Raw genomic sequence first — 18,013 nt, forward strand, 5'->3', positions numbered from 1 at the left:
GAGGCGGTGCGCCGCCGCCCGCGGACGGGCGGGCGGCGGCGCGCACCTCACCGGGAAATCAGCTGCCTTCGGTGATCTGCGGGGCAGGCTCGTTCTTGTAGTCGGCCGGGCCGAGGTTCTTCTTCACGGCCGCTTCCCAGCTGCCGTCCGAGACCATCTTCCTGAGCGCGGCGTTGATCTTGGTCTGGAGCTCCTTGTCGCCCTTCTTCAGACCGATGCCGTAGTTCTCGTTGCTCATCTTCAGGCCGACGAGCTTGAACTTGCCCTTGTTCTTCTCCTGCGCGGCGTAGCCGGCGAGGATCGAGTCGTCCGTGGTCAGCGCGTCGACGGCCTTGTTCTCCAGGCCGGTCAGGCACTCGGAGTAGCCCGGGAACTCCTGGAGGTCCGCGTCCTTGGCCAGGTCCTTCTTGATGTTCTGCGCCGAGGTGGAGCCCGTGACGGAGCAGAGCTTCTTCTTGTTGAGGTCCTCGACCTTGGTGATGCTGCTGTCGTCGGCGCGGACCAGCAGGTCCTGGTGGGCCAGGAAGTACGGGCCCGCGAAGTCGACCTTCGCCTTGCGCTTGTCGTTGATCGAGTAGGTCGCGGCGATGAACTTGACGTCGCCGTTGGAGATCAGGTTCTCGCGCTCGGCGCTGACGGCCTGCTTCCACTCGATCTGGTCCGGCTGGTAGCCGAGCTCCTTGGCGATGTACGTGGCGACGTCGACGTCGAAGCCCTCGTACTTGCCGTCGGGGGTCTTCAGGCCCAGGCCCGGCTGGTCGAACTTGATGCCGATGACGATCTTGTTCGCCTTGGCGCCGCCGGAGGCGCCCGCGTCGCCCGCGCCGTCCTTCGTGCCGCCGCCACAGGCGGTCGCCGTCAGTGCGAGAACGGCGGCCGTGGCCACTGCCGCGCCGGCCTTGAGAACCTTCATGGTGAACTTCCCTCGGGTGAGACGTTGTTGAACGACGAGCTGGACACGTCGTGTGCGACGGCGGGCGCCGTCGACCGGATCACTACCAGACGCGGGCGTCAGTGGTGCAGGATCTTGGACAGGAAGTCCTTGGCGCGGTCGCTCTTGGGGTTGCTGAAGAACTGCTCGGGGGCGGCCTGTTCGATGATCTTGCCGTCGGCCATGAAGACGACCCGGTTCGCCGCGGAGCGGGCGAAGCCCATCTCGTGCGTGACGACCACCATCGTCATCCCCTCGCGGGCGAGCTGCTGCATGACCTCCAGCACCTCGTTGATCATCTCCGGGTCCAGGGCCGAGGTCGGCTCGTCGAAGAGCATCACCTTCGGGTCCATCGCCAGCGCCCGGGCGATCGCGACGCGCTGCTGCTGGCCGCCGGACAGCTGCGCCGGATACTTGTCGGCCTGGGAGCCGACGCCGACGCGGTCCAGGAGGGACTTGGCCTTCTCCATCGCCGCTGCCTGGTCCGTCTTGCGGACCTTGAGCTGTCCCAGCATCACGTTCTGCAGCACGGTCTTGTGCGCGAACAGGTTGAACGACTGGAAGACCATGCCCACATCGGCACGCAGCCGGGCCAACTCCTTGCCCTCGGAGGGCAGTTCCTTCCCGTCGACCGTGATGGTCCCCGAGTCGATGGTCTCCAGCCGGTTGATGGTCCGGCACAGCGTCGACTTGCCCGATCCCGAAGGACCGATCACCACGACGACCTCGCCGCGGGCGATGCTCAGATCGATGTCCTGAAGCACGTGCAGCGCGCCGAAGTGCTTGTTGACGTTGCTCAGTACGACCAGGCCGTCCGCGGCGCCCGCCGCGTCCTGCGCGTCCTCGGCCACTGATACTCCGCTCATCGGCTTCTTGCTCCGTCCTCCGTCGGTTGGCAGGACAGTAGTGACGCGGCGCGCACAGCGTCATCACATCTGAGGGAGAATTGAGGATAACGATACGGCCTCGCGCCGATACGCTCCGTGCGCTGCGACCATCTGTGCACGATGTACGCGTACCGGGTGCATAACGGAAGACCCGCCGGGCCGGAACACCCTTGACGTGGGACTCTGCATCGGCGTGGATGCATGGTGGCCATCCGAACGGAAACCCGAGAGCGAGAGAAGGAGAGGGGGACGACCATGAGACTGCTGCTCGTCGAGGACGACGACCACGTCGCCGCCGCCCTGTCCGCGATCCTCGCCCGGCACGGCTTCCAGGTCACCCATGCCCGCAACGGCGAGGAGGCCCTCCAGGCGCTGCTGCCCGCCGGTGCCAAGCCCGCGGCCTCCCCGTACGGGGTGATCCTGCTCGACCTCGGCCTGCCCGACCAGGACGGCTACGAGGTCTGCGGCAAGATCCGCAAGCGCACCAGCACGCCCGTCATCATGGTGACCGCCCGCGGCGACGTCCGCTCCCGCATCCACGGCCTGAACATGGGCGCCGACGACTACGTGGTCAAGCCCTACGACACCGGCGAGCTGCTGGCCCGCATCCACGCCGTCGCCCGCCGCACCGGAACCTCCGAGGAGCCTGCCGCTCCCGGCGAGGCCGCCGGACCGGGCCTGGTCCGGCTCGGCCCGGTCGCCGTCGAGCTGCCCACCCGCCGGGTCACCGTGAACGGCGCGGACGTGCCCCTCACCCGCAAGGAATTCGACCTGCTGGCCCTGCTCGCGCAGCGGCCCGGCGTGGTCTTCCGGCGGGAGCAGATCATCAGCGAGGTCTGGCGCACCAGCTGGGAGGGGACGGGCCGCACCCTCGAGGTCCACGTCGCCTCGCTGCGCGCCAAGCTCGGCATGCCCGCGCTGATCGAGACCGTCCGCGGGGTGGGCTACCGGCTCGTCACCCCGGCCGCGCCCTAGCGGGTCCGCCGTGCGCGCCCGCCTGCTCCCGCTCCTCGTCATCCTGATGGCGGGCGTGCTGATCGCCCTCGGCTTCCCGCTCGCCGTCAGCCTGGCCGCCGCCCAGCAGCAGCGGGTGGTGGTCGACCGGATCGACGACAGCGCGCGCTTCGCCGCCCTCGCCCAGTTCGTCATCGACGCCGAGGGCTCCGGCGCGACCGGCGCCGACGAGCGGCGCGACACCCTCCAGCTGGAACTCGCCCGCTACCAGGAGCTGTACGGCATCCGCGTCGGCATCTTCTACCGCGACGACAACGCCATGGTCCGCGCCCCCGGCTGGTGGCAGCTCCCGGACTCCGGCGAGGCCCGCCGGTCCTTCGAGGAGGCCCTGGCCGGACGCCGCAGCCACGACCCCGGACAGGTCTGGCCCTGGCAGGTCAACGGCAAACTCCTCGTCGTCTCGCCGGTCGTCCTCGACGGTGACGTGGTGGCCGTCGTCGCCACCGAATCACCCACCGACCAGATGCGCGCCCGGATCCTGCACGGCTGGCTGCTCATCGCCGCCGGCCTCGCCGCCGCCATGCTCGCCGCCTTCGGCGCCGCGCTCCGCCTGACCGGATGGGTGCTCAAGCCCGTCCGGACCCTCGACGCCGCCGCCCACGGCATCGCCACCGGACGCATGAACTCCCGCGTCGCGGCCGCCAGCGGCCCCCCGGAACTCAGACGCCTGGCCCGCTCGTTCAACGAGATGGCCGACAACGTCGAAGAGGTACTGGAGCAGCAGCGGGCGTTCGTCGCGGACGCCTCCCACCAGCTGCGCAACCCGCTTGCGGCGCTGCTCCTGCGGATCGAGCTCCTCGCCCTCGAACTCCCCGAGGGCAACGAGGAGATCGCCTCCGTGCGCACCGAGGGCAAACGCCTCGCCCAGGTCCTCGACGACCTCCTCGACCTGGCGCTGGCCGAGCACGCCTCCGCCGAGATCAGCCTGACCGACATCGGCGCCCTGGCCGCCGAGCGGGTCGCCTCCTGGCGCCCGTACGCCGAGGAGAAGGGCGTACGGCTCAGGGAGACGGGCCGCTCCGCCGTCACCGGCTGGGCCGACCCCATCGCCCTGTCCAGCGCCCTCGACGCCGTCATCGACAACGCCCTGAAGTTCACCCCGGCCGGAGAGGAGGTCGAGGTCTCCGTCTCCGCGCAGGGCAGCAGCGCCCTCGTCGTCGTCGCCGACCGGGGGCCCGGCCTGACCGAGGAGGAGCTGCTGCGCGTCGGCGACCGCTTCTGGCGCAGCGGCCGCCACCAGAACGTCAAGGGCTCGGGGCTGGGCCTGTCGATCTCCCGCGCCCTGCTCGCCACCGGCGGCGGCACCCTCTCCTACGCCAAGAACCCGCCGCACGGGCTGCGCGTGACGGTGGCCGTGCCGCGCACCGACCCGCACGGCGCCTGAGCCCTCACCACGCGAATCCGGCCCGGGCCGGGGCCGACGCCGCGTACGCCTCGTCCACCGCCCGCAGCTCCAACGCCGCCGCCCGCTCCCGGCCGGCGCGGGCCAGCCGGGGGAGGTACAGGGCCGTCCCGCAGGTGCCGGCCAGGAAGCGGCGGGTGCCGTCCGGCAGGAGGCGGTGCAGTTCGTAGTGCCGGACCGGCCCGGCCGCCCGCAGCCAGGACAGGCGGAGCTCGGCCTCCGCGCCCCGGCGGGCCGAGGCGTCGACCGTGAGGCGGGAGGGCGCGGCCGGGCGCCGGACGGCGGCGGCGTCGCGTACCGACAGGGCTCCGAGCCGCCAGGACACCGGCCCCTTCCCCCGCGCGGTGATCCGTACCGCCAGGGCGTACGCCGTCTCCCCGGCCAGCGCCCCGAGGGGGACCCGGGAGGTCCGCCAGCCCCCGGGGCCGCCCGCCGTACCGGCCCGCAGCCAGGTGTACGGGACGGGCGCGCCCGGAGCGGCCGGCTCGCGCACGGCGACCCCGAGCTCGACCTCCACCGCGACCGGGCCGGCCGTGTGGACCAGCTCTGCGACGGCGGAACGGTTCAGCGGCAGCCGGGTGGAGTGCAGGCCGACGGCGGCGGGCGCGGTGAGGGCGCCCGTCACCAGCAGGCTGGAGCCGCCGCGCCAGGCGTCCGCGAAGTCCAGCCGGACGTCGGGGCGTTCGCCGTCGGTGTCCACCACCCATTGGCGCCCCGGGAGCCGGTCCTGGAGCCCGAGGTGGCTCCAGGGCTCCTCCGAGGCGACGGCGCCGCCCTCGTACCAGCACAGCCCGTGCCCGGTGTTGAAGGAGCAGGCGAACGGGAGCCCGGTGACGGTGGACCGGTCGGCGACGGCCGTGGCGGGCGCCCGCCAGACGGCATCGGGCGCGGGGCGGGACGGGTCCAGCGACTCGCCCGTCCAGAACCGGTCGTCGGCCCGGTGGAAGGCGCCGGGGGAGCGGTCGGCGAGGTGGTTGCGGGTCCACTCGGGCCGGTAGAAGCCGAGGCTGACGACGTGGTCGCGGCCGCGCGGGACGATCGCGTCCCAGCGGACCTCGGAATCCCAGCCCCTGGACTCCACGTCCACGGCCGCCCACAGCTCGTGGCGGGAGCGGCCCAGCCGCTCGGCCAGGGCCGCCGAGGAGGCCAGCGACCCGGGCGTCCAGCGGAAGTCCACGAACACCGAGTCCGCGACCCTGCCCGTCCGGTCCTCGAAGAACTCCTGGTTGAGCTCGTCGAGCGCTCCCCGCCAGCCCACCGCGCCGGTGCTGTTCATGGCGTCGTACCAGGTGATCCGCAGCCCGTGCGGCTCACCGGCCGCCCGCAGCGCGCGCAGGAACCCCCGCATCCGGGTGGCGAGTCCGCTGTCCCCGCCGTCCGTCTCGGCGTTGACGAACCAGCCGTCGAAGCCGTGGGTCCGCGCCACCTCGGCCAGTTTCTCCGCGAGCGGGAACCGGCCGTGGGCGTCGGACCGGACCAGGTCCCGGGTCCATCGCAGGTCGCCGCCGTAGGCGACGGGGGGCAGGAAGACGTTGCCCAGGACGCGGACCCCGTTGCGGTGGGCCGCGTCCACGACGGGCGCGTTGGGGGCGAGGACCAGGCCCTCGTCGGCCGAACCGCCCCAGAAGACCAGCTCGTCGAGGTACGCCCAGTGCGTCGGCGCGTAGGAGTCGGCGGTCGCCTGCCCCTGGGAGGGGTTGCGGGAGGTGGGCCCGAAGGAGACGAGCGAGACGATCCGGGCCTGGCCGGCGCGGGCGTCCCGGTTCGCCGGGACCGGGGTGAAGCGCGGGGCCAGAGGGACGCTCGCGGTGTTGTGGACCAGGTCCGGATCCGACTGCGGGGTCCAGTCCTTGAGGGAGCGCCAGACGATCCCCGGGCCGGGCGCGCCCTCGGGCAGCGCGTCGGGGAACCAGTAGGAGGCGTACGGGGCCAGGCGGGGCTCCGGCGCGGCCGGGGACGCGGCCCGCGCGGCGCCGGCGGCGGGCAGCAGGACGGCGGTTGCGGCCCCGGCGCCCAGGGCCAGGACGGTACGGCGGGCAGGCCCCGAGGGGTCGGCGGTACGGGGATCGGCTGCGTCGCCGGTTCCGGACATGCGGGCTCCTCGCAGACGGGGGGAGGGGCGGTCGGGTCGCATCAGGCCGTGACGTCGTGCACGCGCAGCACCTCGGTGATCCCGCGCGCGGCCAGCCGGCCAGGGTCGCCGGCCTCCTCCGCCCGGACCACCGCCGGACGCAGCCCCTTCGCCGCCAGTACCGCCCAGGCCTCGAAGAACGCGCCGCCCGGGGCGCAGGCGGACCGGGCCGATCCGCTGTCCAGGGCGAGGGCGGTGGACCGTACGGCCGGGCGGTGCTCCCGGCCCCGCCAGGCCTCGGCGGCCCGGGCGACGGCGGCCCCGGCGGGCTTGGTACGGCCGTCGTTGGTGAGCAGGCCCAGCCCGTACTCCAGCTCGGGGAAGTCCGCCAGCTCCCGGGACACGTCGTGCGAGCACCACCAGGTCACCCCCCACAGGCCGGGGCAGTCCAGCGCCGCCGCCAGGGTGGCCCCGGCGAACTCCGCCGCGTGCTCGGGCGGGACCAGCGGCGCCGGCGCCCCGACCTCCTGGAGCCACACGGGGCGGTGCGGGTCCTCGGCCCAGGCCTTGGCCAGTTCGATCAGGTAGGCGGCGTGCTGCTCGGTGGCGGCCCCCGCCCGGCCGTGGCGCTGCGCGGTGCCGTCGAACACCCAGGAGTGCACGGCCGTGGCCGCGCCCAGCCGGGCCGCCTGCGCGGGCGTGAAGGGGTGCCCGTCCCGGTACCAGACGGCGTCGTACTCGGCGTGCAGGTGGAACCGGCCCGGCGCGCCCTCCTCGCAGGCGGCCAGCATCCGCTCCAGCCAGGCCTGCGCCTGCGCGGCGGTGATCCGGTCGGGGTCGGGGTGGGGCGCGTCGGAGAACTGGTTGACCTCGTTGCCGACGGTCATGCCCAGGAAGTTCGGCCGGTCGGCGAGGGCGGCGGCCAGGGTGCGCAGGTACTCCTCCTGCCCGGCCACCACGTCCGGATCGGTGAAGATGCTGCGCCGGTGCCAGGTCCCCGTCCAGGCGGGCAGGAAGTCGAAGCTGGACAGGTGCCCCTGGAGGCCGTCCACGTTCACGTCGAGCCCCCGCTCGGCGGCCGCGTCGGCGAGCGCGACGAGCTGCTCGACGGCGCGCGGCCGGATCAGGGTCCGGTTCGGCTGGAAGAGCGGCCACAGCGGGAAGACCCGTACGTGGTCCAGTCCGAGCGCGGCGACCGCGTCGAGGTCGGCCCGCACCTCGTCGAGGTCGAAGTCCAGCCAGTGGTGGAACCAGCCCCGGGAAGGCGTGTAGTTCGCGCCGAAGCGCAGCGTGCGGGGGCGGGCGGCGCGGTCCATGAGGGGTCCCGGAGTTCAGGGGGATTCGCCGGACGCCCACAAACTGCCGGGCCGGTCCGGGGGAAGTCAACAGGGCCTCCGCGCGCCCCGGCCGGATTCCGGCGGGCGGGGTGCTCATGCGCTTCAGCCGTCGGCGTGCAAGGGCTGGGGGGTGCGGCGGAGGCCGGGGCTCCTGCGGTTGAGCGCAGGCGCGCGTACAGGCTTCCACGGGGAAAGGGGGAGAGCGGTTCAGGCCGCGCCGGGGGCGGCCGGGGCCCGCCGCCGGTGCGGACCGCCGGGGCCGGATCGCGTACGGTCCGGCCCACGGGGCCCACGTCGGCCGCGTCGCCGAGGGATGAGGAAGGCACGGCCATGGCCCGCAGACCCACCATCAAGGACATCGCCCGCCGGGCCGGGGTGTCGGAGAGCGCCGTCTCCTTCGCGCTGAACGGCAAGCCGGGCGTCTCCGAGGGCACCCGCGCCCGGATCCGCCGGGTCGCGGAGGAGCTCGGCTGGCGGCCCAACAGCGCCGCCAGGGCCCTTTCGGGTGCACGCTCGGGCGCCGTGGGGCTGGTCCTGGCCCGTCCCGCGCACACCCTCGGTGCCGAGTCCTTCTTCCTGCGGCTCGTGTCCGGCATCCAGGAGGTGCTCTCGGCCGCCGGCACCGCCCTGCTCTTCCAGGTGGTGGAGGACGTCGAGGCCGAATGCGCCGTGTACCGCCGGTGGTGGGCCGAGCGCCGCGTGGACGGGGTCCTCGTCGTCGACCCCCGCACCCGGGACCCGCGCCCGCCGCTGCTGTCCCGGCTGGGCCTTCCGGCGGTCGTGATAGGCGGCGGCGCGGGGACGCCCCCCGACCCGTGGCACCCCGAGGACCCGGCACCGGCCGACGCGCGGGAGGACGCGCGGGCGCCCGGGCCGGCGGCCGGCACCGGGGCCGGGGAGGACGCCGCCGCCGGCCTCGCGGCGGTACGGGCGGACGACGCCCGGGCCATGACCGAGGTCCTGGACCACCTCCACGGACTCGGCCACCGCCGCATCGTGCACATCGCCGGCCTGCCCGGCCTCGCCCACACCGCCCGCCGGGTCGCCGCGCTGCGCGCCGAGGCCCGGCGGCTCGGGCTCCCTCCCGGCCAGGTGCGCTCCGTACCCACGGACTACTCCGACGCCGAGGGCGCCGCCGCCACCCGCCGGGTCCTCGCCGAGCCGGAGCCGCCCACCGCGCTGGTCTACGACAACGACGTGATGGCGGTGGCGGGCAGCGCGGTCGCCGCCGGACTCGGCATCCCGGTGCCCGGCCGGCTCTCCATCGTCGCCTGGGACGACTCGGCCCTCTGCCGGGTCACCCACCCCCCGCTGACCGCCCTCGTCCGGGACACGGCCGGCTTCGGCCGGCTCGCCGCCGAGGAGCTGCTCTCCGTCCTCGCGGGCGCCCCGCCCCGGGTCCGCGAGAGCGAGCTGCCCCGGCTGGAACCCCGCGGGAGTACGGCCCCGCCGCCGGCCGCATACTGAGAACCGACCCCTTCCAGGAGCGCCCCGTGACCACCCCCACCCCAGCCCTCCCCACCCCGCGCGCCGTCGCGGCGGCGTACGGCACGACCGGCGACACCGGCCCGACCGTGGCGATCGACATCGGGGGGACGAAGATCGCCGGGGCGCTGGTCCACCCCGACGGAACCATGACGGCGGCCACCCGGCGCCCGACCCCGCGCGGCACGGACCCGGAGGCGGTGATGGCGGCGGTCGCCGAAGTGATCGCCGAACTGTCCGCGGCCCCGCCGTGGGAGCGGGCCGTCCGCTGCGGCATCGGCAGCGCCGGCCCCGTCGACACCTCGCGGGGCACGGTCAGCCCGGTCAACATCGGGGCCTGGCGCGGCTTCCCCGTCCGGGCCCGCATCGAGGCCGAACTGGCCGCGCGCGGCGCCCGGATCCCGGCGGTCCTGGCCGGCGACGGGGTGGCGATGACGGCGGCGGAGCACTGGCTCGGCGCCGCCCGGGGCTACGCGAACGCCCTGTGCATGGTGGTCTCCACCGGAGTCGGGGGCGGACTGGTCCTCGACAACCGGCTCCACGCCGGCCCCACCGGCAACGCCGGCCACATCGGCCACATCAGCGTCGCGTTCGACGGCGAGCCCTGCGCCTGCGGCGGCCGCGGCTGCGTCGAATCCCTGGCCTCCGGCACCGCCATCGCCCGCTGGGCCCTCGCCCAGGGCTGGACCGGCCCCGACCCGACGGCGGCGGGCGTCGCCGCCTCCGCCGAGGCCGGCGACCCGGTCGCGCTGGCCGCCTTCGACCGCGCCGGGCGCGCCCTGGCCGCCGCCATCGCGGCCACCGCCACCCTCGTCGAGACCGAGATCGCGGTGATCGGCGGCGGGGTCGCCGCCAGCGGGGACACCCTCTTCGGGCCGGTCCGGCGCCACCTGGCCTCGTACGCCGCCCTGTCCTTCGTCGCGGACCTCCGGGTGGTCCCGGCCGCGCTCGGCACCCACGCCGGGCTCATCGGCGCGGCGGCCGCCGCGAGGATGCTGGCGCCGGCCGGCGGGCTCCCTACGGCTTGACCGAGCGGTAGTACCGCCGGGCCCCCTCGTGCAGGTCCAGGGGATCGGTGTAGATCGCCGTCCGCAGGTCCACCAGCTGCGCCGCGTGCACCTCGTGGCCGATCCTGTCCCGGCTCAGGATCACCGTCTGCGTGAACTGCTCCGTCAGCCGGGCGTCCGTGCCCTCCTTGGTGACCAGGAGGTTGGGGACGGCCAGCGTGGCCACCGACGAGGTGTTGCGGGCCCGCGCGTACGCGTCCTGCGGCATCACCGCCGCACGGTAGTACCGCGCCGGGCTCCCGCTGGCCTGGAGCTGCTCCACCAGGTCGCCGAGCTGGACGAGCCGGATGTCGAAGCGCTCCGACAGCTCGCGCACCGCGCTGGTCGGCAGGCCGCCCGACCAGAAGAAGGCGTCGATCCGCCCCGCCTCCAGCTCCGCGGGCATGGTGTCGATGCCTATGGCGACGGGGGTGATGTCGTGGGCCGGGTCCAGCTTGGCCGCCCGCAGCAGCCGGTCCGAGACCAGTCGCACGCCCGAGCCGTCCTGGCCGACCGCGACCCGCTTGCCCCGCAGGTCCCGGGCCGACTGCACCGGCGACCCGGCGGGGACCACCAGCTGGACGTAGTCGTCGTAGAGCCGCGCGCACCCGCGCAGCTGCTCCGCGCCCGGCTTGCCGTCGGCGCGGTACTTGGCGACGGCGTCCGCCGTCGCGATGGTGAAGTCGGCCTCGCCGGAGGCCACCCGCTGGAGGTTCTGCTGTGATCCCTCGCTGGTCTCCAGCCGGACCTTCACCCCGGGCATGTCCTGCGCGAGGGCCTGCTCCAGCAGCTGGCCGTAGCGGTGGTAGACGCCGGTGCGGACGCCCGTGCTGAAGGTGAGCCGCCCCGTGAGCGCGGGCTCCCCGAAGGGCCGCAGCCACCACAGCAGCACCCCGAGCACGGCCAGCACGGCGGCCAGCCCCACGAGGAGGCGGCGCGGGGTGATACGGGGTGGTACGAGGGGCATGCCCGCGATCCTCCCACCCACCCCGCCGTCCTGTCACGGCCCGCCCTCCCGGCCCCGGGCGCGACCCGGCCGCGCCGGCCTACCCGCGGGGCCGGGGCTCCGGCGGCAGGGCGGCCCGCAGCCGGGCCAGCAGGCTGCGGGCCGCCGGGCCCGACGGGCCGTCCGCGCGCCAGGCCAGGGCCACCCGCCCGCTCAGCTCCGGCCCGGTGATCCGCAGCGCCACCAGCCCCGGACCCTCCGGCGCGTGCGCCCCGTCCGGGACCACCGCCACCCCCAGCCCCCGCGCCGCCAGCCGGGCCAGCACCGCAGGAGCCGCCGCCTCGAAGTCCACCCGGGGCGCGAACCCGGCCTCCGCGCAGGCCCGCTCCAGCACCCCGCGCAGCCCCGTCCCGCGCGGCAGGCAGATCAGCGCCCGCCCGCGCAGCGCGTCCAGCGCGACGCTCCCGTCCACGGCCTCCCGTACGAGGGGGTCGTCGGCCCGTACCGCCGCCACCAGGGGCTCGTCGAGCAGGAGCCGCACGGTGACGCCCGGCGGCGGCTCCCCGGCCAGCCCGACCACCGCCAGGTCCAGCCGCCCGCCGCGCAGCGCGGCCAGCATCCCCTCCGAGGTGTCCTCGGTGAGCGACACCTCCACCTGCGGGTGCGCGTCGTGGAAGTCGCCGAGCAGCGACACCAGGTCGAAGGAGTCCACCGGCGCCCCGGCCGCCCCGGGGACCAGCCCGAGCGCGACCCGGCCCCGCAGCAGCCCGGAGAACTCGTCGGCCGTGCGCCGGACCGCCTCCACCGCGGCCAGCGCCGCCCGCGCGTGTACCAGTACCGCCTCGCCCGCCTCCGTCGGCGTCACCCGCCGCCCCGACCGGTCCAGCAGCCGCTGCCCCAGCTCCCGCTCCAGCTGCCCGACCTGCGCGCTCACCCCCGGCTGGGACACGTGCAGGCGCCCCGCGGCCCGGGTGAAGCCCCCCTCCTCCACGACCGCCACGAAGTACCTCAGCTGAGCCAGTTCCATGAGCGGTGATGCTAGATCGCGGGGACGTCCGCCTCCCCGGCCGTGCCCCACGGGGGGACGGGGGGCTCTCCGGCACCGCCTACCCTTGTTCCATGACCAGCAGCAGCGACCGGAGCCCGGCAGTGGTGGACCCCAAGGGAACTTACGAGGTGCGCACCTACGGGTGCCAGATGAACGTGCACGACTCCGAGCGACTGTCCGGTCTGCTGGAGGACGCCGGCTACGTACGGGCCCCCGAGGGCTCCGACGGGGACGCCGACGTGGTCGTCTTCAACACCTGCGCGGTGCGCGAGAACGCCGACAACAAGCTCTACGGCAACCTCGGCCGGCTCGCCCCGATGAAGACGAAGCGCCCCGGGATGCAGATCGCCGTCGGCGGCTGCCTCGCCCAGAAGGACCGCGACACCATCGTCAAGAAGGCCCCCTGGGTCGACGTGGTCTTCGGCACGCACAACATCGGCAAGCTGCCCGTCCTCCTGGAGCGCGCCCGCGTCCAGGAGGAGGCGCAGATCGAGATCGCCGAGTCGCTGGAGGCCTTCCCCTCCACCCTGCCGACCCGCCGCGAGTCCGCGTACGCCGCCTGGGTGTCCATCTCCGTCGGCTGCAACAACACCTGCACCTTCTGCATCGTCCCCGCACTGCGCGGCAAGGAGGAGGACCGCCGCCCCGGCGACATCCTCGCCGAGGTGGAGGCCCTGGTCGCCGAGGGCGTCTCGGAGATCACCCTGCTCGGCCAGAACGTCAACGCCTACGGCTCCGACCTCGGCGACCGCGAGGCCTTCAGCAAGCTGCTGCGCGCCTGCGGCCAGGTCGAGGGCCTGGAGCGGGTCCGCTTCACCTCCCCGCACCCGAAGGACTTCACCGACGACGTCATCGCCGCCATGGCGCAGACCCCGAACGTGATGCCGCAGCTGCACATGCCGCTCCAGTCCGGCTCGGACCCGGTCCTGCGGGCGATGCGCCGGTCCTACCGGCAGGAGCGTTTCCTCGGGATCATCGAGAAGGTCCGCGCCGCCATCCCGCACGCCGCGATCTCCACCGACATCATCGTGGGCTTCCCCGGCGAGACGGAGGAGGACTTCCAGCAGACGATGCACGTGGTCCGCGAGGCCCGCTTCGCCAGCGCCTTCACCTTCCAGTACTCCAAGCGCCCCGGCACCCCGGCCGCCGAGATGGAGGGGCAGATCCCCAAGGAGGTCGTCCAGGACCGCTACATGCGCCTGGTCGCCCTCCAGGAGGAGATCTCCTGGGAGGAGAACAAGAAGCAGGTCGGCCGCACCCTGGAGGTCATGGTCGCCGAGGGCGAGGGCCGCAAGGACGGCGCCACCGCCCGCCTGTCGGGCCGTGCCCCCGACAACCGCCTGGTCCACTTCACCAAGCCGGACGAGGAGGTCCGCCCCGGCGACGTGGTGACCGTGGAGATCACCTACGCGGCCCCGCACCACCTGCTCGCCGAGGGCCCGACCACCGGCGTGCGCCGCACCCGGGCCGGCGACGCCTGGGAGAAGCGCAACGCCGCCCCGGCCCAGCCGCAGGGCGTCATGCTCGGCATCCCGACCCTCGGCGTCCCGGCCCCGCTGCCGGTGGCGACCTCGGGCTGCGCGATCGACTGACCCGCGACGCCCCGGCGGCCGCCCCGGCGGCCGTCACCGGGGACCTGCGGGCCGCCCGGGGCGCCCGCAGGTCCTCTGGCCCGATCGGCACGACACCGCCTAGGCTGCGGATCATGCTCGTAGCCGCCGCCGTCTGCCCCGCCCCGCCGCTCCTCGTGCCGGAGGTCGCCGCGGGCGCCGCCGCCGAACTCGACGGGGCCCGTACCGCCTGCTCCGACGCGCTCGCCGTGCTGGCCGCCTCCCGGCCCGACGTGCTGGTCGTCGTCGGCGCGGCCGACGAGGACCACCAGGGGCCGTACCCGCAGGGCTCCCGGGGCGGCTTCCACGGCTTCGGGGTCGACGCCGAGGTCCGGCTCGGGGAGGGCGAGGAGGGGCCGCGCCTGCTGCCCGCCTCCCTCGCCGTGGGCGCCTGGCTGCTGGGCCGCGCGCGCTGGGGCGCCGCCCCCGTCGAGGGGCTCGCCGTCGCCGCCTCGCTGGAGGCCGCGCGCTGCCTGGAGACCGGCCGGGAGCTCGCCGCCGCCGACGAGCGGGTCGCGCTGCTGGTCATGGGCGACGGCAGCGCCTGCCGCACCCTGAAGGCCCCCGGCTACCTCGACGACCGCGCCGCCGCCTTCGACGCCGCCGCCGGCCGGGCCCTCGGCTCCGCCGACACCGGTGCGCTGGCCGCGCTGGACCCCGTGCTCGCCGCCGAGCTCCAGGCGGCCGGCCGGGCTCCCTGGCAGGTGCTGGCGGGCGCGGCCGAGGGGGCGGGCCTGGGCGGGCGACTGCTGTACGAGGAGGCCCCGTACGGGGTCGGCTACTTCGTGGCCGCCTGGTCCTGACGGCGGGCCCCGCCCCCGCGTGAGAGCGTACGGCGAAGGGGCGCGGGACCCCCGGCCCCACGCCCCTTGATCCCGCCGGCGCCCCGCGTCAGGAAGCCGCCGGCGGCGTCGGCCCGCCGGGGGCGTCCTTGTGCGCGACCTTGCCCAGGGCGTCCTTCGCCTTGTCCGTACTGCTCGTGATCCGGTCGCTGTACTTGCCGTGGGTCTTGGAGTCCACGGCCTTGGCGACCTTGTCCAGGCCTTGGCCGATCGTGCCCTCGTGCTTCTGCGCGAGGTCGCCGACCTTGTCCTTGGCCGGAGCGAGCTTGGCCTTCAGATTGTCGAGCAGGCCCATGGGTCACCTTCCTGGAGGTCCCCCCGGACGGAGCCCGGGGAGGCGGTCGCTACCTTCGGGCGCCCTCGCCGGCCTCGCTGTCCGCGACCACGTCCGCGGACTGCTGCTTCGGGATCTCCACGGCGGCCTCCGCCGCGGGAGCCCCGGACTCGGCGGCGGCCTCGGCCTCCCCGGCCCCGCCGGCCGGCCCGGTCTCCTCGGCCGTCGTCTCCGCCGGGGCGGCCTCGGCGGCGACCTGCTCGGTCACTGCCTCTTCCTTACGGCGAAAAATCCGGTCAAAAACGCCCATGTCTACTCCCATAACGTTACTCGTGCGGGTGAAGTTCCGGCGGGCCCGGACCGGCCTCCACCGGATGCGCGCCAGGCGCACGCCGGGCCGGAACCTCGTCAGGGCAACGACCCCGGCCACACCCCGTCACCTCACCCGATCGGGTACATGACGGTGTCTTGACCGGGGGCTGCGAGACTGTGTCGGTGAGGAATGCAGCCCCCGCCCCGCGGGTCATCGCCGTCGTCGGTCCCACCGCGGCCGGAAAGTCCGACCTGGGCGTCGCCCTGGCCCGCCACTTCGACGGCGAGGTCGTCAACGCCGACTCCATGCAGCTCTACCGGGGGATGGACATCGGCACCGCCAAGCTGACGATGGACGAGCGCGGCGGAGTCCCCCACCACCTCCTCGACGTCTGGGACGTCACCGAGACCGCCAGCGTCGCCGAGTACCAGCGCCTCGCCCGCGCCGAGATCGACAAGCTCCTCGCCGAGGGCCGCACCCCGGTCCTCGTCGGCGGCTCCGGCCTCTACGTCCGCGGCGCGCTCGACGCCATGGAGTTCCCCGGCACCGACCCCGAGGTGCGCGCCCGGCTGGAGGCGGAGGCCACCCTGCGCGGCCCCGGCGCCCTGCACGCCCGCCTCGCCGCCGCCGACCCGGCGGCGGCCGCCGCGATCCTGCCCGGCAACACCCGCCGCATCGTCCGGGCGCTCGAAGTGATCGAGATCACCGGCAAGCCCTTCACCGCCAACCTGCCCGGCCACGAGTCCGTCTACGACACCGTCCAGATCGGCGTCGACGTGGCCCGCCCGGAGCTCGACGAGCGCATCGCGACCCGCGTCGACCGCATGTGGGAGGCCGGCCTGGTCGACGAGGTCCGCGCCCTGGAGGCCCGGGGCCTGCGCGAGGGCATCACCGCCTCCCGCGCCCTGGGCTACCAGCAGGTGCTGGCCGCCCTCGCCGGCGAGTGCACCGAGGACGAGGCCAGGGCCGAGACGGTACGGGCCACCAAGCGCTTCGCCCGCCGCCAGGACTCCTGGTTCCGCCGCGACCCCCGCGTCCACTGGCTCAGCGGAGCCGCCGCCGACCGCGGGGAACTCCCCGGACTCGCGCAGTCGTTGGTCGAACGAGCGGTCACAGCCTGATCACGTGATGGCATCGGGAAGCCCCGTGTGCCCGTCGAGGGCCCGCGACCGTGCCATCATCAAACTTCTGAACAGTGGCGTGCGGAGTCCGAAGTGGGGAGGGCGCGTGGCGATGGAGGCCGGCCCTCGACGAGACACCGGGCGGGACGGGAGCGAGCGGGAGGCGGAGGCGAGGCTTTCCGCCGCCCCCGCGGCGACCGGTGAGCCCGTCGGCCCCGGCGCGCCCGGAACCCCCGGCGAACCGGACGGCCCCGACGGGCTCGGCCTGCCCGCCGACCCGGCGCGGCTGACCCCCGACGGCCCCGACCTGCCCGAGCCCGGCGCGGAGGCCGCCGCCGACCCCGCCGTCGAGGTCGAGCTGCGCCCCCAGCGCAGGCTGCGCATCTGGCAGATCGCCCCCATCGTGATGCTGGCCGCCGCCGGCTCCCTGATGTTCGCCTTCCCGCTGGCCTTCGAGTTCGGCGACGGCGGCGCCGTCGTCGCCATGCTCGGCTTCCTCATCAGCTCCTGCGCCGGCGGCTGGGGCATGATGGCCGCGCGCCGCGTCGGCTACTCCTGGCCGGGGCTCCCGTCGCGCGGCAGCGGCCGCCGCCCCGACTGGCGGATCGCCGGGCTCTACGCCCTGGTCGCGCTGGTCGTCGTCGCCCTGGCCGTCTACCGGGTGGCCCGCCTGCGCTGACCAGCGCCGACGCCGCGCTGACGGCACCCTGACCGCATGCCGGTCCCACCGGCCGGGAACCCGTCCCGCTCGGTACCATGGGCCCGTGACGCACACCGCCCTCCCCTTCCTCAAGGGTCACGGGACCGAGAACGACTTCGTGATCGTTCCCGACCCGGACAACGCCGTCGAGCTGCCGCCCACCGCCGTCGCCGCCCTGTGCGACCGCCGGGCCGGCATCGGGGCGGACGGCGTGCTGCACGTGGTGCGCTCGGCCGCCCACCCCGAGGCCGCCCACCTGGCCGACGAGGCCGAGTGGTTCATGGACTACCGCAACAGCGACGGCTCCGTCGCCGAGATGTGCGGCAACGGCGTGCGCGTCTTCGCCCGCTACCTCCACCACGCCGGCCACGTCGAGCCCGGCGACTTCGCGGTGGCCACCCGGGGCGGGGTCAAGCAGGTCCACCTCGCCAAGACGGGCGACGTCACCGTCTCCATGGGCCGCGCCCGGCTCCCCGAAGGAGAGGTCACCGTCTCCGTCGGCGAGCGCTCCTGGCCCGCGCGGAACGTGAACATGGGGAACCCGCACGCCGTCGCGTTCGTTGAAAGCCTCGACCACGCCGGCGACCTGTACAGCCCCCCGCCCTTCAGCCCCGCCTCCGCCTACCCCACCGGGGTCAACGTCGAATTCGTCGTCGACCGCGGCCCGCGGCACGTCGCCATGCGCGTCCACGAGCGCGGATCCGGCGAGACCCGCTCCTGCGGAACCGGCGCCTGCGCCGTCGCCGTGGCCGCCATCCGGCGCGACGGCGCCGACCCCGCCGTCACGGGTGAGCCCGTCTCGTACACGGTCGACCTGCCCGGCGGTACCCTCGTCATCACCGAACACCCCGACGGTCGCATCGACATGACCGGTCCGGCCGTCATCGTGGCCGCCGGCGAGTTCGAAGCGGACTGGCTCGGCGAAACGGCTTTCGCCTGAAGATTCCCTCTCATGGGTGATCCGTTTCACGCTGAGCGAGAGGCGG

At 74.7% G+C, this 18,013-nt stretch carries 17 protein-coding genes; 9 read left to right on the top strand and 8 right to left on the bottom strand.

Going from position 1 to position 18,013, the window contains the following annotated elements:
• Positions 1-58 precede the first annotated feature (58 nt).
• Together ACIRBY_RS29990 and ACIRBY_RS29995 are read right to left on the bottom strand one after the other, a co-directional pair.
• Positions 59-913 carry a glutamate ABC transporter substrate-binding protein gene (locus tag ACIRBY_RS29990; protein WP_403906348.1) on the bottom strand — a complete coding sequence of 285 codons (855 nt, stop codon included), beginning with the start codon at positions 911-913 and terminating at the stop codon, positions 59-61.
• A gap of 98 nt (positions 914-1,011) precedes the next feature.
• Positions 1,012-1,797: an amino acid ABC transporter ATP-binding protein gene (locus tag ACIRBY_RS29995; RefSeq protein WP_366451035.1), complete on the bottom strand. Its 786-nt coding sequence runs from the start codon at positions 1,795-1,797 to the stop codon at positions 1,012-1,014.
• A 276-nt stretch (positions 1,798-2,073) separates the two neighbouring features.
• Here ACIRBY_RS29995 and ACIRBY_RS30000 point away from each other — a divergent pair, with 276 nt between their 5' ends.
• Together ACIRBY_RS30000 and ACIRBY_RS30005 are read left to right on the top strand one after the other, a co-directional pair.
• On the top strand, positions 2,074-2,793 hold the full coding sequence (locus ACIRBY_RS30000; RefSeq protein WP_403906352.1) for a response regulator transcription factor: 720 nt from the start codon (positions 2,074-2,076) through the stop codon (positions 2,791-2,793).
• A gap of 10 nt (positions 2,794-2,803) precedes the next feature.
• The gene (locus ACIRBY_RS30005) at positions 2,804-4,216 is read left to right on the top strand and encodes an ATP-binding protein (protein ID WP_403906355.1); all 1,413 of its coding nucleotides are present in this window, start codon (positions 2,804-2,806) and stop codon (positions 4,214-4,216) included.
• Positions 4,217-4,220: 4 nt separating this feature from the next.
• Here the strand turns inward: ACIRBY_RS30005 and ACIRBY_RS30010 are convergent, their stop codons facing one another.
• Together ACIRBY_RS30010 and ACIRBY_RS30015 are read right to left on the bottom strand one after the other, a co-directional pair.
• Positions 4,221-6,326 (bottom strand): endo-beta-N-acetylglucosaminidase, encoded by a 2,106-nt coding sequence (locus ACIRBY_RS30010; protein ID WP_403906358.1) that lies wholly within the window; start codon positions 6,324-6,326, stop codon positions 4,221-4,223.
• A gap of 41 nt (positions 6,327-6,367) precedes the next feature.
• The gene (locus ACIRBY_RS30015; RefSeq protein ID WP_403906361.1) at positions 6,368-7,621 is read right to left on the bottom strand and encodes a glycosyl hydrolase; all 1,254 of its coding nucleotides are present in this window, start codon (positions 7,619-7,621) and stop codon (positions 6,368-6,370) included.
• 351 nt (positions 7,622-7,972) lie between these two features.
• On the opposite strand from ACIRBY_RS30015, the gene ACIRBY_RS30020 reads away from it, so the two are divergent.
• Together ACIRBY_RS30020 and ACIRBY_RS30025 are read left to right on the top strand one after the other, a co-directional pair.
• Positions 7,973-9,109 carry a LacI family DNA-binding transcriptional regulator gene (locus tag ACIRBY_RS30020; RefSeq protein ID WP_403906364.1) on the top strand — a complete coding sequence of 379 codons (1,137 nt, stop codon included), beginning with the start codon at positions 7,973-7,975 and terminating at the stop codon, positions 9,107-9,109.
• 107 nt (positions 9,110-9,216) lie between these two features.
• A complete protein-coding gene (locus ACIRBY_RS30025) occupies positions 9,217-10,155 on the top strand; it encodes an ROK family protein (protein WP_403906527.1) in 939 nt (312 codons plus the stop codon).
• Here ACIRBY_RS30025 and ACIRBY_RS30030 read toward each other — a convergent pair.
• Together ACIRBY_RS30030 and ACIRBY_RS30035 are read right to left on the bottom strand one after the other, a co-directional pair.
• Entirely contained in the window at positions 10,145-11,140 is a 996-nt protein-coding gene (locus ACIRBY_RS30030; RefSeq protein WP_403906367.1) for a TAXI family TRAP transporter solute-binding subunit, read from the bottom strand. The genes ACIRBY_RS30025 and ACIRBY_RS30030 overlap by 11 nt on opposite strands.
• Before the next feature lie 79 nt (positions 11,141-11,219).
• Positions 11,220-12,146: a LysR family transcriptional regulator gene (locus tag ACIRBY_RS30035; RefSeq protein ID WP_403906369.1), complete on the bottom strand. Its 927-nt coding sequence runs from the start codon at positions 12,144-12,146 to the stop codon at positions 11,220-11,222.
• 92 nt (positions 12,147-12,238) lie between these two features.
• Here ACIRBY_RS30035 and miaB point away from each other — a divergent pair, with 92 nt between their 5' ends.
• On the top strand, positions 12,239-13,759 hold the full coding sequence (miaB, locus tag ACIRBY_RS30040; RefSeq protein ID WP_403906371.1) for a tRNA (N6-isopentenyl adenosine(37)-C2)-methylthiotransferase MiaB: 1,521 nt from the start codon (positions 12,239-12,241) through the stop codon (positions 13,757-13,759).
• Positions 13,760-13,872: 113 nt separating this feature from the next.
• Complete coding sequence (locus ACIRBY_RS30045; protein WP_403906374.1) at positions 13,873-14,580, top strand: class III extradiol dioxygenase subunit B-like domain-containing protein; 708 nt, start codon at positions 13,873-13,875, stop codon at positions 14,578-14,580.
• Positions 14,581-14,668: 88 nt separating this feature from the next.
• Here the strand turns inward: ACIRBY_RS30045 and ACIRBY_RS30050 are convergent, their stop codons facing one another.
• Positions 14,669-14,914 carry an antitoxin gene (locus ACIRBY_RS30050; protein ID WP_366451045.1) on the bottom strand — a complete coding sequence of 82 codons (246 nt, stop codon included), beginning with the start codon at positions 14,912-14,914 and terminating at the stop codon, positions 14,669-14,671.
• A gap of 49 nt (positions 14,915-14,963) precedes the next feature.
• The gene (locus ACIRBY_RS30055) at positions 14,964-15,161 is read right to left on the bottom strand and encodes a gliding motility protein (RefSeq protein ID WP_403906377.1); all 198 of its coding nucleotides are present in this window, start codon (positions 15,159-15,161) and stop codon (positions 14,964-14,966) included.
• 227 nt (positions 15,162-15,388) lie between these two features.
• Here ACIRBY_RS30055 and miaA point away from each other — a divergent pair, with 227 nt between their 5' ends.
• The 3 genes from miaA to dapF all read left to right on the top strand — a co-directional run bounded on the left by miaA (position 15,389) and on the right by dapF (position 17,967).
• On the top strand, positions 15,389-16,327 hold the full coding sequence (gene miaA / locus ACIRBY_RS30060; protein ID WP_403906379.1) for a tRNA (adenosine(37)-N6)-dimethylallyltransferase MiaA: 939 nt from the start codon (positions 15,389-15,391) through the stop codon (positions 16,325-16,327).
• Between the two features lie 112 nt (positions 16,328-16,439).
• Complete coding sequence (locus ACIRBY_RS30065; protein ID WP_403906530.1) at positions 16,440-17,006, top strand: hypothetical protein; 567 nt, start codon at positions 16,440-16,442, stop codon at positions 17,004-17,006.
• Positions 17,007-17,091: 85 nt separating this feature from the next.
• On the top strand, positions 17,092-17,967 hold the full coding sequence (gene dapF / locus ACIRBY_RS30070) for a diaminopimelate epimerase (protein WP_403906381.1): 876 nt from the start codon (positions 17,092-17,094) through the stop codon (positions 17,965-17,967).
• The last annotated feature ends 46 nt before the right edge of the window (positions 17,968-18,013 follow it).

It is taken from the genome of Streptomyces sp. NPDC096136 (assembly GCF_044763325.1).
Classification (GTDB): Bacteria; Actinomycetota; Actinomycetes; order Streptomycetales; family Streptomycetaceae; genus Streptomyces.

Coding starts and splice junctions, on each gene's coding strand:
- ACIRBY_RS29990 (WP_403906348.1), bottom strand. CDS start 913: ATGAAGGTTCTCAAGGCCGGCGCGGCAGTGGCCACGGCCGCCGTTCTC.
- ACIRBY_RS29995 (WP_366451035.1), bottom strand. CDS start 1,797: ATGAGCGGAGTATCAGTGGCCGAGGACGCGCAGGACGCGGCGGGCGCC.
- ACIRBY_RS30000 (WP_403906352.1), top strand. CDS start 2,074: ATGAGACTGCTGCTCGTCGAGGACGACGACCACGTCGCCGCCGCCCTG.
- ACIRBY_RS30010 (WP_403906358.1), bottom strand. CDS start 6,326: ATGTCCGGAACCGGCGACGCAGCCGATCCCCGTACCGCCGACCCCTCG.
- ACIRBY_RS30015 (WP_403906361.1), bottom strand. CDS start 7,621: ATGGACCGCGCCGCCCGCCCCCGCACGCTGCGCTTCGGCGCGAACTAC.
- ACIRBY_RS30020 (WP_403906364.1), top strand. CDS start 7,973: ATGGCCCGCAGACCCACCATCAAGGACATCGCCCGCCGGGCCGGGGTG.
- ACIRBY_RS30030 (WP_403906367.1), bottom strand. CDS start 11,140: ATGCCCCTCGTACCACCCCGTATCACCCCGCGCCGCCTCCTCGTGGGG.
- ACIRBY_RS30035 (WP_403906369.1), bottom strand. CDS start 12,146: ATGGAACTGGCTCAGCTGAGGTACTTCGTGGCGGTCGTGGAGGAGGGG.
- miaB (WP_403906371.1), top strand. CDS start 12,239: ATGACCAGCAGCAGCGACCGGAGCCCGGCAGTGGTGGACCCCAAGGGA.
- ACIRBY_RS30045 (WP_403906374.1), top strand. CDS start 13,873: ATGCTCGTAGCCGCCGCCGTCTGCCCCGCCCCGCCGCTCCTCGTGCCG.
- ACIRBY_RS30050 (WP_366451045.1), bottom strand. CDS start 14,914: ATGGGCCTGCTCGACAATCTGAAGGCCAAGCTCGCTCCGGCCAAGGAC.
- ACIRBY_RS30065 (WP_403906530.1), top strand. CDS start 16,440: ATGGAGGCCGGCCCTCGACGAGACACCGGGCGGGACGGGAGCGAGCGG.